We start from the raw sequence: 14,838 nt of genomic DNA on the forward strand, positions 1-14,838 counted from the left end.
AAATTATAAGTACCATCTATGGGATACGGACATATTCATCCAATTCATGTGCACTGATTGTCCAATGACAAAATTTTAAGCCTATTGTTCAAAAAAAATAAGATGGCTTTGGTTTCCGATCTTACGATCTCAACCAAAGCCATCAAACAAAACTTATATTGAAAATATATACCTATTCGATTAATTTATCCAACCATCATTCTGAATCAAATTATCATTCATTTCACATTCTGTTGTAGGAATAGGCCATACATAAATATGGTCGCCTGCCCAAGAATATGGATTGACAATCGTACCCCAGATTTCTTTGGATCCATTGCCGGCCTTACACCAATCACCCATCGTTCTCCAACGCATTTCGTCATAGAGATTGACCCCTTCCAAAGGCAGTTCCCAACGACGTTCGTTACGGATACGAGTGCGCATGTCATTCTGACCGCTCACATAAGTAGGCTTGCCCGGATCCGTTGTCTGCAATAAAGCAGCACCTGCTCTCTGACGAACTGCATTAACCAAATCGACAGCTTCTTGTTTGAACCCTTGTTCGTTGATTGCTTCAGCCAACATCAAAACAACATCTGCATAACGGATCAACGGATAATCCGTAGGGCAATATTCACGATTCGAAGTTTCAGAAGCGCCTTCTGCTACAAATTTACGATACAAATAATAGAAGTAGGTCTGACAGTCCGTTCTCAACTCAAAAGGTGCAGCCTCATCAGATTGAGTAGTCGGCCAACGCATTGTGTATGTATATTCATTTGAACCAATAGCTCCTCTGTATTCAGAATACGGAGTAATAACCGTAGCTTCCAAACGTGGGTCACGGTTTTCATACGCTTTACGTAAACGAGCTTCATTACCTGAAGGTAAATATTTAGACATATCGGCACCATTTGCAATTGCCTGTTTAAATCCTATACGCAATTTATCTTTTATTTCATCCGGATACGTCTCCCATTCTCCTACAGTATCACGTAAGAAAAAGACAACTCTTTCAAGCGGTGTCATTTCATTATACCCCGGCAAGAAGTCATTCCAATTAAAAGGCTTTCCATCTGCACATTCAAATGATTCCACCCAATGAACACTCGGCAAATAACTATTCCAGCAAGAACCGAAAGAGACACGAGATCCCAGCCAAAACTCTGTTTTAGAACCATAGCCGCTAACACCAATATTCTGTTCAGAAAAAATCATTTCATCACAATCTTCATTCGCTTCTTTAAACAATTGCTTGTATTCACCTTGAAACAAAGCAAATCCTAATTCTCCGACTTTACGTAATGCTTTTTCTGCATTGGGATAATCTTTCATCCACATATACGTCTGTCCCATCAACGCATAAGCAGCTCCTTTTGTGGCACGACCATAGTTTGGATCACCGGCCGTATATTTGTTTGGCAAATTAGCGCTATTGACACAATCATTCAGATCGGAAAGAATTACTTCCCAAACTTTATCGGCTGTTTCACGTGCATTCGTACATTCGCTGTCTTCCACCGGTTCCAAATAAACAGGAACACCTTGGAATACGCGATTCAAACGGAAATAATAATAAGCACGGAGAAACTTAGATTCTGCCATCAAACGATCTTTCTTCGCTTCATCAATCGGAGCACCTGGCAAATTAAATATAGCATCATTTGCACGATGAATACCTTCGTACAGCTGTTTCCAAGTATCAGAGAACAAACTGTTGCTGGCTGTAACCGTACCATTCAACAATGCTTGAGGATCACGAGCCTGCCCGGCAAATCCCATCGCATCTTGGGTAAACATTTCATGTGCTACTTTAGCCTCACGTAAAGTAGCATAAATACCGTTTACTCCCATGTCGCACATCGTTTCGTTGCCCCACATGGTTTCAGACCCGACCTTGTCATAGGGATTTGTATCCAACAAATCAGGTTTACAAGCTGTCATGACAGAAGCGACAGCTGCAATAACTAATATATTATTAACTAATTTCATGTTTTCTTTAATTAGAATGTTACGTTAATACCTGCTGCAAATTGACGTAATGACGGATAATTGGTATTAGCACCCATTTCCGGGTCTTGTCCTGGGAATGAAGTGATAGTAAACAAGTTTTCACCCGATACATAAACCCGTACTCTCTCTGCAAATATTTTAGAAACGATATTTGCTGGCAACGTATAGCCAATCGTCAAGTTTTTCAATTTCAGATAAGATGCATTGTACAAGTAGAAGTTACTTGTCTGACGACTCTGTTTGTTACTTTCGTCAACCAAACGGGGAAAATAAGCATTCAAATTGGTTCTCGGATCATTCGGATTTGCAGGATCATAGAAATAGTGGTCATTAGCAACCCGTTCAGAAACAGCACATCCATTTCTGATGGAGACGCTGTTATATGGAGATTCTTCCCAATAAAGGTCGAAACCTCCATTACCTGCCCACAACATACTCAAGTCAAATCCTTTCCAACCAGCACTGATGTTGATACCATATCCAAACTTCGGCATGGCAGAAGAACCTTGGAATGTATAGTCGTATGAACTACCGTATATTCCGTCACCATTGACATCCGCATAAATCAAATCACCGTAATTTATCTTGGTCGGTCCAACGCCATTGTTAGGTTGGAACTGATAGCCAGCATCCATCATTGCCTGCAACCATTTCATATCTTGTTCCGTACGGATCATACCGTCTCTCGGACCTCCATTGACATTTACAGTTCCATCACTGTTAAAATGGGAACCGTTACCGGAATATGTATTCAAAGTATAGTATTCTTTGATAGGATGTCCTTCAACAATACGACCGTTATCTTTAGACACCGATACTTCACCTATATTAGATTGCCATACTTTTTGACCATCTTTCTCTACCCAACCGGCTTTATATTCACCCAAATATTTGGAAACTTCATTATGGTTGTAAGAGAAGTTAGCCGATACAGCATAGTCGAACTCTCCGATCTTATCTTTCCAACCTAATGTCATTTCAACACCTCGGTTAGTCACTTCCGCCGTATTCATGGTCGGAGGCGTCTTGATACCCATTGTCAAATGCAGGTTCGGAGTCGTCAAGATACCATCCGTCACTTTATTATAGACATCGATTTCAGCAGTCAAACGATTGTTCAGGAAACCTGCATCGATACCGAAGTTGGTAACGGTCGTACCTTCCCATTCCAAACGGGTATTGCCAATTCGGTTCTGAGCCAGACCTGTCATTTGTTTTCCTCCGAAAGAATAATTATAAGTGGCATATGTAGCCTGATAACCATAATAATCCTGATAATTGTCTTTGTCTGTAATACGGTTATTACCGATCTGTCCCCAAGAGGCGCGAATCTTCAAATTGCTCAACCAGTCGATATTCTTCATAAAATCTTCTTCCGAAATACGCCATGCAGCAGAAAAAGAAGGGAAAATACCCCAACGTGAGTCAGCATTAAAACGGGAAGAACCGTCATATCGGAAGTTTGCCTCAAACAAATATTTTGATTTGTAAGCATAGTTGAGACGACCGAATACAGAACGTAAAGCTTCGTCTTTTGCAGTACCGGAACTTTTTATCATCTCCGTTGCACCGTCAGGAACATTGATACTCGGATCGATCAATCCTTTCTTTTCCTGTTTGTGCTCATATTGTTTGTAATAGTATTCATTATAACCGAGCATCACATTCAAATCATGATCTTCCTTGAATGTTTTGTCGTAACGAAGGATATTTTCCAACGTATATGTTTCTTCTGCGTATGATTTCCAGGTCGTACTCATCTGATCGGGAGTCGTAGCAGTCGAACCGATGCTACCATCGCTGAACTTATACCGTGCAACTGGAACTGTATGGGAATTATATTCATCAAAACGACGTCCATAGTTAAAATTGAAATCCCAACTCAAACCTTCCATGAACTTGATCTTCGAATACATTGTCGTGTTGAAACGTGAAGAACGGTCCTGACCATCCCTGCTTTTCAAATACATCCACATATTGTTGGCTGTAGCACTTTCTTCCGCAGCTTCAGGATATCCCAACTTTCCGTCATACATACCGATCAAGCCGGGAGTAGTTTGGCGAATAAAGTTTAACATCCCCGTATCGGCAAAGTTTCCCTGGTCCTTGTCGTTCATGATTGCGTACGTACGAGTTCCCAACGTCAACCATTTCGTCACATTCGCTTCTACATTGGCACGCATAGTGTAACGCTTCAAGCCTGTGTTTTCAACCAAACCCGGATTATCCATATAACCCGCTGACAGCAAAAACGTAACCTTTTCACTACCTCCGTTGATAGACACGACGTGGTCTTGTACCAAATTGTTTTTATACATTTCTTCATTCCAGTCCGTATTCGGATAAGCCAACCAGTTCGGTACGCCATTTGCCGTTAAACCGTTCGGATCAGCATTAGCCGCTTCCCATGCGCTGATAGTCGATTGAGAGAAAATATCCCTGCTACTATCACCGGTGATATTATGATTCATCTCATTGATGATACGCATATGTTTCGGATAATCCGTGACAAAATCCAACAAATTGGAGGGTTGAGCTACAGAAAAAGTACCGGAATAGGTCACACGTATTTTTTCTCGATTACCTTTCTTTGTCGTAATCAAAATAACACCATTGGCAGCACGTGAACCGTAAATAGCAGCAGAAGCCGCATCTTTCAAAACAGAAATAGATTCAATATCCTGTGGGTTGACAGCATCCATTGATGCTTCCATTCCGTCTACCAACACCAACGGGCTGGCATTATTCAACGTACCTGTACCACGGACACGAATCGTAGCACCATCATCGGTCGGGTTACCTTTACTTTGCATAACCTGCAAACCGGCAGACAAACCACCCAATGCCGACGATACATTTGTAATAGGACGGCTGGCTGCCTGTTCCGAAAAATCGACAGAAGAAACAGCACCCGTCAGGTTCACTTTCTTCTGTGTACCATAACCAACAACCACAACCTCATCCAATGCTTGAGAATCTTCGGTTAGTTTAATGGTAAACGATTTTTGATTGTTTACCGGTATTTCTTGTTCTTTATATCCGATAAACGAAACGACTAAGATGGAATTAGGAGATACCTCCAAAGAGAAATTACCGTCCATATCGGTAATCGTACCATTGGTTGTTCCCTTTTCTACAACATTTGCCCCTGCGACCGGACCAAACTCGTCTTCTACTACACCCTTGATAGCGTGTTTAGTCTGTTGTGGCGAAGCGACAACAGGGCTTGGTTCTATAGAACCAAATGCATCGGTAGAAGGATTAGCAGAAGCCATCCCGATTGATGCTAAGAGCATAGAAGCCCCTAAGAACATCGCTCTCGATACATAAAAGCATTTAAAATCTTTTGTCATAATAACACCAGATTTGATTAGTAAATTAGATTTATAATTCATATTTCATTAAATTATCGTTTGTGTTTTTTACATGTTCAAAATATTATCATAGTTCTTCAAGAACTATGGTACTTCGTTATCATTTATGGTTCAATATTTGGCAGATTTGAAACTAAATGTCCCACTAAAGAACTAGGTTCGCGGATGACGCGGATCGGGCGGATCTTAACGGATAAAATAATTAAAATCCGCTTTCATCCGTTTCATCCGCGTCATCCGCGAACCTGGTTCTTTAATGTTTCAAATATTATTATATTCGTACCTTTTATTTGTGGCTGAACGGGAAGCTTATTGTATAATACCGGTTCTTTAACAACGAAATACAATCTTTAATAATAGGGCTGAAATTCGGCTTTTTTGCGGGTAAAAAGGGCTTTGTCGGCTGAGGTGCGCAGTTTTTTGCCACGAAGACGGTCATAATTGCTCTGAGATGCGCAGTGTATATAGCATGACGACCGTGCTGATGGCGACAAAGACGGTCGTAAGGGAAATGAAGACGGTCGTCGTGGCTGGAAAGCCCCGGAATCGGTTTAAGATATACAGGAAATGTCCCGACTCTTTTTATTACAGGCGATTCTCCGGGAGTTCAGGTTTTCCAGAATATCCGTTCTTTCTCCTATCTGATTGCAAAGAGACATCGTTTTTTCATTTTCCGCCTATGACGTTTTTTCAATCGTTACCAATTCCAGCTAAAAGCCGGCAAAAAGTCAAATCAAAACGATCCGGAATTTTACCCGAAATAGAATACGGGCCAATCTGGGGTTATTGTCATTTTATCATATATGAATCCATAACAGAAATAGATGTTCAATCTTTATCACATCATGTATCATTGTCAGGAAAGGTAAAACTTACATTTGCCAATATCCGAAACATTCTTCCCGATCCGTTGTCCGTTTATAAATAATATGTATATTTGTGGATCAAGTAATAACTAATAAAACAGTAACTATGAAAAAGGAAGAGTCAGATCTGAAAATCATGGAAGAGATGGAAAGAAAAGAGTTGCAGGACAGATATATTCGCTTCGACTGGGCCATCAAGCGTCTATTGCGCCAGAAGGCCAACTTCGATGTGCTCGACGGTTTCCTGACCGTTATGCTGAACGAAGAAATCAAGATCGTCGAAATCCTCGAAAGCGAAGGCAACCAGGAAAGCGCCGACGACAAGTTCAACCGCGTCGACATCAAAGCCTTGAACAGCAAAGGTGAAATCATCCTCGTCGAAATCCAGAACACACGCGAATTGCATTACTTGGAACGCATTCTCTACGGTGTCGCCAAAGCCATCACCGAACATATCTCCATAGGTGAAGGCTACGAGAAAATCAAGAAAGTCTACTCCATCAGCATCCTCTATTTCGACATCGGTATCGGGACGGATTATATCTATCACGGCCAGAACCATTTCATCGGCGTGCATACGGGCGACCACTTGCGTGTCAACATGCGCGAACGCGATGTCCTCGTCTCTCGCCTTCCCGCCGAAATCTTCCCCGAATATATCCTGGTCCGTGTAAACGAGTTCGACAAAGTAGCTCTCACCCCTTTGGACGAATGGATCGAATATCTGAAAGACGGCACGATCCGCCCCGACACGACCGCACCGGGACTGAAGGAAGCCCGCGAGAAGTTGAAATACTACTCGATGTCGCCCCAGGAACGCCTCATCTACGACCGCCATCTCGATGCCATCATGATCCAAAACGACGTGATCGACACGGCCAAATGGGAAGGGAGAATAGAAGGAATCGCCGAAGGTGAGGCAAAAGGAAAAGCAGAAGGCCTTGCTGAAGGTGAGGCGAAAGGGAAAGCGGAAGGCCTTGCCGAAGGTATGCGTCAAGTCGCTTCCAAGATGAAAAATACTGGGGTAGATATTGCTACTATAGTAAAATGCACCGGTTTAAGTGAAGAAATAATACTGTCTTTGTAAGGGAGAGTTACATTCGTTTCTCTATTTGTACGGAAAAGGTTCAGATATTAAGAAAATTAGCAACATCAAAATAATGATTTGTCTGTTACTTTTGGCTTGATCCAAAAGTGACAGGTAAATCATCATTTACGTTTCACTCCTGCCGGATTATGAGTATTTGCCCCAATGGTATCGTTTTTATGCTTCGATGTGTGCCTATATGAATATTCAAACATGAATTCTAAATAAATATGTTACTTATTAAACCAAATTTATATGTTATATAAAACAGAAATCATACAATATACTAATATACAAACACTTAAAGCATTGCTAAAAACTCACCGTTGGAAGATTAGTGCATATCAAATGGATAAAATTATACATCCATGCACATTATTAACATCTAAATTTGCAGTGTCCTGATCGTAGTTCTTGAAGAACTCAGATCAAAACACACTTTTGTGAAAAACACAATAAAAACACACAAAGTGCCTATTTAGAGAAACGAGAATTATTATCAATTTATTAATCAATCTGGTGTTATTATGACAAAAGATTTTAAACGCTTTTATGTATCGAGAGCGATGTTCTTGGGAGCTTCCATGCTCTTAGCATCAATCGGGATGGTCTCGGCTAATCCTTCAACCGGTACGTTTGGTTCGGACGAACCCAATCCTGTTGTGGCTTCTCCTCAACAGGCAAAACACAGTATCAAAGGTGTAGTAGAAGATGCACTTGGTCCTATCGCTGGAGCTAATGTCGTAGAAAAAGGTACGACTAATGGAACTATTACCGATATGGACGGTAATTTCTCTTTGGAAGTATCTCCTAATTCGATCCTTGTTGTTTCTTATATAGGATATAAGGATCAGGAAATCCCCGTAAACAATCAGACTTCGTTCAACATTAAACTGGCTGAAGACTCACAGGCTTTGGATGAAGTTGTAGTTGTAGGTTACGGTACACAGAAAAAGGTTAACTTGTCAGGATCCGTATCGACTATCAACGTTGCTGAATTGACAGAAAGCCGCCCCATCACCAACGTCTCTCACGCATTGGCAGGTCTTGCAGCCGGTGTAAACGTACAAGGTACGGCCAATCAGCCGGGTAATGATAATGCCTCCATCAAAGTGCGTGGTCAGGGTACACTGAATGACTCTGCTCCGTTAGTTATCATCGATGGCGTTGAAGCTGGCATCAACACTGTCAACCCTCAGGATATTGAATCGATGACCGTTTTGAAAGATGCTGCCTCTTCCGCCATCTACGGTTCTCGTGCAGCCAATGGTGTCATTTTGATTACAACAAAGCAAGGCAAAGCCGGTTCTATCAAATTAGACTATAATGGTTACGTCTCATTTACCTCCCCGGAGATCCCAAGTTCTATGGATCCGGTATCAGATTATGCCACTTACATGGAGTTGATCAACGAAGGATACGAAAACTCAGGGTTAAAGAAACAATTCTCGCAAGAGGTTATTGACGAATGGCGTGCCGATGGCGGAAAAGATCCGCTCAGATATCCGAATACCAACTGGCTGGATGAAACATTCAAAAATTCGACTTCCCACAACCATGTGATTTCGATGAGCGGCGGTAGCGACAAGATTCGCTTCTATTCTTCATTCGGTTATCAGAAGAATCCAGGTGTCATGGAAAATACGGCATACGAGAAGTATAACGGGCGTGTCAACATCTCAGCCGATGTAAAACCGTGGTTGAACTTGGGTGCTCAGGTTAGCGGCTATGTATCGAATATGGATCCGGCTGCCAAATATACGGCTAATGATAAGAAAGACACATCTGTCGATGATGTATTCACATATGCTTCAGCAACAACTCCCGGCATGGTATTCCGCGCACCGGACGGACGATACGGAGCCATGAATAACAGCGAGGATGATGCACAAGCTGCTGTGAATAACCCTTTGCGCCGCTTGAATCAAACGGCCGGCAATATCCGTAAAACCAATATGCGTTCCCGTTTCGTCGGCACTTTGAAACCTTTTGAAGGATTCTCAGTAACAGCTTCTTACTCATACGAGTTCGTAGACGAACAGCGGAGCAAAAAGCCTGTATTCATCGACGCTTGGAACTTCCGTGACGAAGTAATCACCTCTTCTACACGCGGGAAAACAAGTATCATGAACTATGACGGTAAAGTAGAACGCTTCTTCGGTGATGTTGTTGCACGCTATGAAAAACGTTTCCTGGATAATCGTTTAGGCATAAACGCCATGGTCGGGGCCAGCCAAGAAATGTATCGCAGCAAGAATTTCTCCGCTACTAAATATGATATGATCGACTTAAGCCTGAATGTGATCAATGCTGCCATTGGCGATGCGTCCGCTTCCGGTTCAAGTACAGAATGGGCCATGCGTTCTTTCTTCGGGCGCGTCAATCTGGACTGGGATAACAAATATTTGTTGGAAGTGAACCTTCGCTCAGACCAGTCATCCCGTTTCCTTTCCAATAACCGGACCGGTTATTTCCCCTCCGCCTCTGTCGCTTGGCGTATGGACCAGGAAGCATTCATGGAAGACTGGGTGGAAAAAGGTTTGAGCAATTTAAAACTGCGTCTTTCTTACGGTTCTTTAGGTAACAATTCTGTCGGCAACTATGACGCTCTCGCGACTTATGCCAACAAACCAAGTAGTGGAAGTGCTTTCAACTACACATTGAACAATGCCTTGGTATTGGGACTTGCACAAGCTCAATTGGCAAACCCGAACCTGACTTGGGAATCTACCTACATGACCAACGTCGGCATCGACTTCGGATTGGTTAACAATAAACTTACCGGTACGATCGATTATTTCAATAAAAAGACAAAAGACATCTTGATCAACCTGCCGGCTCCCGACGTACATGGAACGGCTTCCATCCCTAAACAGAACAGCGCTACTGTTACGAACCAGGGTATTGAAATGACACTTGGCTGGCAAGATAAGATCGGAGACTTTTCTTATGGAGTGAACGGAAACTTTACATACGTAAAGAATATGGTAAACAAATTCAAAGGGAAAGAGAAAGGCGGTCAGTCTATTGACGGAGCTAACTTAATCTGGGAAGGGCATTCGATCAACTCCCAATACCTGCTGCGCGTAGACCGTATCATACAGACAGATGCTGATCTGGCACTTGTACAACAGATGATCGACAATGCACCGGTAGACGATAAAGGCAAAAAAGTCAATCCGTTTGCTGCATTCGGGACACCTCAAAAAGGAGATTTACTGTACAAAGACATCAATGGAGACGGTATCATCGATATGGATGACCGCGAAATCGTCAGCGACGGCCCGAATCCGAAATTCCAATTCGGTTTGAACCTGAATGCTGCTTACAAAGGTTTCGACTTCTCCGTCCTGTTCCAAGGACAAGCAGGAGTAAAGACATATTGGCAACACGATTTAGCCAACACTTCATCCGTTCGTTTCGGATACCAGTTGAACAAAGAAGTGGCAGAAGGCCGTTGGACAGAAGGCCGTACGGACGCTACTTATCCGCGTTTACTTCAGTCCCAAAATGAAATCAACAAGCAGAGAAGTGATTTCTACCTGTCAAACAAAGCGTATTTGAAGATTCGCAACATCCAGTTAGGCTATACCCTGCCAAAGTCCGTTACAGATAAGATGCAATTGGAAAGACTCCGTTTCTACGGTAGTTTGGAGAATTTCTTCACATTCACGTCATACAGAGGTCTTGATCCGGAAATCAGCGGTTTAGGTTATCCGGCTATGAAATCAGCTGTATTAGGTATTAATGTCACCTTTTAATTGAATCAAACATCATGAACAAGTATAAATTATTTTTCACTTGCGCTGCTTCGTTTTTATTCATGAGCAGTTGCTATGACCTGGATCGTTATCCGGAAGACCAAATGAGTGCCGGGACTTTCTTCCAGACACAGGATCACGCCGATCAGGCAATGATGGGCGTTTACAGCCAGATGACGCATGACGATGTATTCGGCCGCCAATTCGGTTTCGACTGTTTAGGTGGTGTAGGAGCCGGATATGACGCTCCTTCCTATCCGAATATCGGCCGCGGAACTTACACAACGACAGAAGGTGCCGTCGGCAATAAGTTCAAACAATTGTATGAAGGTGTCGCACGTGCGAATATCGTCTTGCAGAATGTGGACAAATGCGATATGTCGGATGAATTGAAAAGTCGTTACAAATCGGAAGCTCGTTTCATGCGTGGCCTCTATTACTTCACTTTGCTCGATTTCTGGGGCGGCGTTCCTATCTATGACGAAAAGACAATCGTAGCGGAAGATTTCTCCAACATGATGAACCCGAGAAGCTCAGCCGACGAAGTGCGTAAGTTCATCATCCAGGATATGGATGACGCCATCGCCCACCTGCCGGCTAAATGGGACGACACGAACAAAGGCCGTGCCACATCCGGGGCTGCAATGGCATTGAAAGGGAAAGTGCTTCTTTATAACAAACAGTATCAGGAAGCTGCCACATGCTTTGAAAGTGTTATAAACAGTGGCGAATATGCTTTATATTCCGATTATGCCAACCTGTTCAAACCGGGTGGTGATGAAAGTTCCGAAATGATTTTCGCCATCCAGAATATTGGCGGTGTCGGTACAGACTTCGGTATGCCTACCACCTTCTATATGGGAAGCCGTGCTTCTTACGGAAGTTGCTGGAACAATGTAATGGCTGCCACTGATTTCGTAGACTCTTATGAATGGACTGATGGTCATCCGTTCGATTGGAACGAAGTGATTCCCGGGTTCAACGAAAGCGACGATGTGAAGAAAGAGACATTCTATGCCACTCTGAACAAAGGATTGAACCAAGTGGAAACTTATCCGGCAGCCAAAGACAAATTATTGGACATGTACAGCAAACGAGACCCACGTATGATGGCTACTATCATCCTGCCATACACGACTTATAAGGGTTGGTACGCCAACGCTCCAATGGATACCGAATATATTATTACTGCAAAATCCGGACAAGCAAACGAAAAGAACGGTTTTATCCGCGTCAACGGAAACTACGAAATGTATTTGTGGCGCAAGTTCGTCGCCGAATACGATATGGACGGAGCCATCAACAACCGTGCCGATACACCGATAAACTTTCCGTTGATCCGCTATGCCGACGTTCTGTTAATGTTGGCAGAATGCTACAACCAGACAGACCAGCAGACCAAAGCAGTAGATCTGATCAACCAGGTTCGTGCACGTGTTGGTATGCCTGGGCTCAACAGTGGTCCAAGCTATTTGAAAGCGACAACCAAAGACGAAGTATTCAAGCGTATCAGACATGAACGTGCCGTCGAATTGGCAGGTGAAGGTCATAGTTTCAGCGACATGAAACGTTGGGGACTGCTCGAATCCTTGGCTGGCAAAGTAAAAGGTTTCACCGGACAGTTCTATTATAACCGCGTCGTTCAGGCACGCGACTATCTGTGGCCGATTCCGAACAGCGAAACAGAAAAGAATCCGAGTCTGAAAGAAAATCAGAATCCAGGATGGTAATCATCTACCATTAAACAAATAAAAGGGCAGACTGTTATGTCTGTCCTTTTTCATTATATTTGTAATCTATATGCTTCAATCGGAAAAAGGGACTATATATGAAAAAAGTTTTTTATATCATTTTATTATTATTATGCCTCGGTACTGTTTCTGCCCAAGACAGCCTTTTAGAGAACAGTGTCTCTAAAGAGGAACTATTTTCAATATTAGCTGCAGATGAACATTGGATCTCATACCCATCTTATCAGAACCGGGAAAAGTGGGAACATATAGCCACACCGGAAATCAGGCAGAATATCATATCTGATGGAGAGAAAGCACTTTCCCATATTTGGAAACCGGATTTGGCGACGGATTATCTGGCCTACAAACGTACTGGAGAAATCTTGACCGGTCGTGAAAACCATATGGCATTAATATCTCTCACCTTAGCCGAGTTAGTAGAAGGCAAAGGACGTTTTATGGATGCCATCATCAACGGGGCATGGTTTTTATGCGAGACTTCCTGGGTACATTCGGCGCACGCTTATTTCCAGAAAGACCAGTCAGGCCTGCCGGATCCGGACGAACCGACTGTTGAACTTGTTGTAGCCGATATCGGTGCGCAAATGGCTTGGACCTATCACTTTTTTAAAGAAGAATTCGATAAAGTCAGCCCGCTTATATCCAAAAGAATAAAAAAGACTGTCATAGAACGATTGATCGATCCTTATTTTTCCCGTACCGATTATTGGTGGATGGGGCTACATGGAGAAAAAAATGTAAATAACTGGAACATTTGGATCAATTATAATGTATTGCAAGCCGTCATGCTATTGGATGACGATCGACGCCAAAAGACTGAACACGTATACCAGTTGATGCGCTCAGTCGATCGTTACATCGACGTGCAGCATGAGGATGGGGCTTGCGAAGAAGGTCCGACCTATTGGGGACATGCCGGAGCTAATTTAGTAAAATTCCTGGACCTGCTATATCGTATTACCGATGGAAGCATTAATATTTTCAATCAGGAAAAGATACAAAATATAGGGAAATACATCTATCGCGTCCATATTTACAACCGGTATTTTGTAAACTTTTCAGATGCCGGAGCGGTCTGCAACATCAATTCCGGAGCGGTTTACCACTATGGCAAATGTATCGATGATCCTGTCATGACTGGTTTTGCCTCTGATTTTGCCAGAATCAGCAACTGGGCAACCACACTTCACCGGGGAAGTATTTTCGCAAGGGTTTTGGACGATATTGTCATGTCAAAAGAGATTTTGAAGGGAAAAGGTCGCGACATCGACTTCCTTTCTTATTATTTCAAAGACTCCGAACTTTGTGTCGCCAGGGATGGAAAGAAATTAAATGCAGGATTCTTTTTTGCCGCACACGGAAGCCACAACAATGTACCGCACAATCATAATGATGTCGGTAGCTGCATGCTTTATTATAACGGTTTGCCAGTCCTAATCGATGTCGGTGTCGGACGTTATACTCGCAAAACATTCAGTTCTGAACGATATTCAATCTGGACCATGCAGTCCTGCTATCACAATCTGCCGACCATAAACGGCAATGACCAGCATAACGGAGAAAAATTCAAAGCAACTGATGTACATTTCAAAGATACCAAACAAAACGCCTGTTTTTCTGCAGACATTACGAATGCTTATGCAGCAGAAGCAAATATTAAATCCTGGATTAGAACGTATCAGCTAAAACGTAAAAAAGAATTTATTATTTCCGATAGTTGGTCGTTAAATAAAACAACAGGAGAAACAGTTCTAAACTTTATGACGGCCTGTGATATAGAAGAACAAGACGGTTCACTATTCCTGAAAAGAGACGATATGAGCATACAGATCGTGTACGACAAAAAGCAACTGTCTCCAACAATAGAGACTATCAAAATTAATGACAGTTCCCTATTGTCTTCATGGACAAGCGGAGTACTTTACAGAATCCGTTTTTTTATAATCAATCCGCAACAAAAAGGCAAATGCAAAATATCATTACGTCCTATAAATCAATAAA

At 42.6% G+C, this 14,838-nt stretch carries 6 protein-coding genes; 4 read left to right on the plus strand and 2 right to left on the minus strand.

Annotated elements, in window-relative coordinates:
* Positions 1–180 precede the first annotated feature (180 nt).
* Together RDN79_RS11395 and RDN79_RS11400 are read right to left on the minus strand one after the other, a co-directional pair.
* Positions 181–1,974 carry a RagB/SusD family nutrient uptake outer membrane protein gene (locus RDN79_RS11395; protein WP_298549238.1) on the minus strand — a complete coding sequence of 598 codons (1,794 nt, stop codon included), beginning with the start codon at positions 1,972–1,974 and terminating at the stop codon, positions 181–183.
* A gap of 11 nt (positions 1,975–1,985) precedes the next feature.
* The gene (locus RDN79_RS11400) at positions 1,986–5,348 is read right to left on the minus strand and encodes a TonB-dependent receptor (protein WP_298549235.1); all 3,363 of its coding nucleotides are present in this window, start codon (positions 5,346–5,348) and stop codon (positions 1,986–1,988) included.
* 993 nt (positions 5,349–6,341) lie between these two features.
* Here RDN79_RS11400 and RDN79_RS11405 point away from each other — a divergent pair.
* The 4 genes from RDN79_RS11405 (at position 6,342) to RDN79_RS11420 (ending at position 14,837) form a co-directional block, all read left to right on the plus strand.
* Positions 6,342–7,322: an Rpn family recombination-promoting nuclease/putative transposase gene (locus RDN79_RS11405; protein WP_298549232.1), complete on the plus strand. Its 981-nt coding sequence runs from the start codon at positions 6,342–6,344 to the stop codon at positions 7,320–7,322.
* A gap of 527 nt (positions 7,323–7,849) precedes the next feature.
* Entirely contained in the window at positions 7,850–11,083 is a 3,234-nt protein-coding gene (locus tag RDN79_RS11410) for a TonB-dependent receptor (protein WP_298549229.1), read from the plus strand.
* A 14-nt stretch (positions 11,084–11,097) separates the two neighbouring features.
* Positions 11,098–12,813 (plus strand): RagB/SusD family nutrient uptake outer membrane protein, encoded by a 1,716-nt coding sequence (locus tag RDN79_RS11415; RefSeq protein WP_298549226.1) that lies wholly within the window; start codon positions 11,098–11,100, stop codon positions 12,811–12,813.
* A gap of 98 nt (positions 12,814–12,911) precedes the next feature.
* The gene (locus RDN79_RS11420; RefSeq protein WP_298549223.1) at positions 12,912–14,837 is read left to right on the plus strand and encodes a heparinase II/III family protein; all 1,926 of its coding nucleotides are present in this window, start codon (positions 12,912–12,914) and stop codon (positions 14,835–14,837) included.
* Position 14,838 lies beyond the last annotated feature (1 nt).

The sequence above is a fragment of the uncultured Parabacteroides sp. genome (assembly GCF_902493135.1).
Classification (GTDB): domain Bacteria; phylum Bacteroidota; class Bacteroidia; order Bacteroidales; family Tannerellaceae; genus Parabacteroides.

What these genes read in the sequence shown, in the direction of transcription:
- RDN79_RS11395 (WP_298549238.1), bottom strand. Translation starts at nt 1,974, where the DNA reads ATGAAATTAGTTAATAATATATTAGTTATTGCAGCTGTCGCTTCTGTC.
- RDN79_RS11400 (WP_298549235.1), bottom strand. Translation starts at nt 5,348, where the DNA reads ATGACAAAAGATTTTAAATGCTTTTATGTATCGAGAGCGATGTTCTTA.
- RDN79_RS11405 (WP_298549232.1), top strand. Translation starts at nt 6,342, where the DNA reads ATGAAAAAGGAAGAGTCAGATCTGAAAATCATGGAAGAGATGGAAAGA.
- RDN79_RS11410 (WP_298549229.1), top strand. Translation starts at nt 7,850, where the DNA reads ATGACAAAAGATTTTAAACGCTTTTATGTATCGAGAGCGATGTTCTTG.
- RDN79_RS11415 (WP_298549226.1), top strand. Translation starts at nt 11,098, where the DNA reads ATGAACAAGTATAAATTATTTTTCACTTGCGCTGCTTCGTTTTTATTC.
- RDN79_RS11420 (WP_298549223.1), top strand. Translation starts at nt 12,912, where the DNA reads ATGAAAAAAGTTTTTTATATCATTTTATTATTATTATGCCTCGGTACT.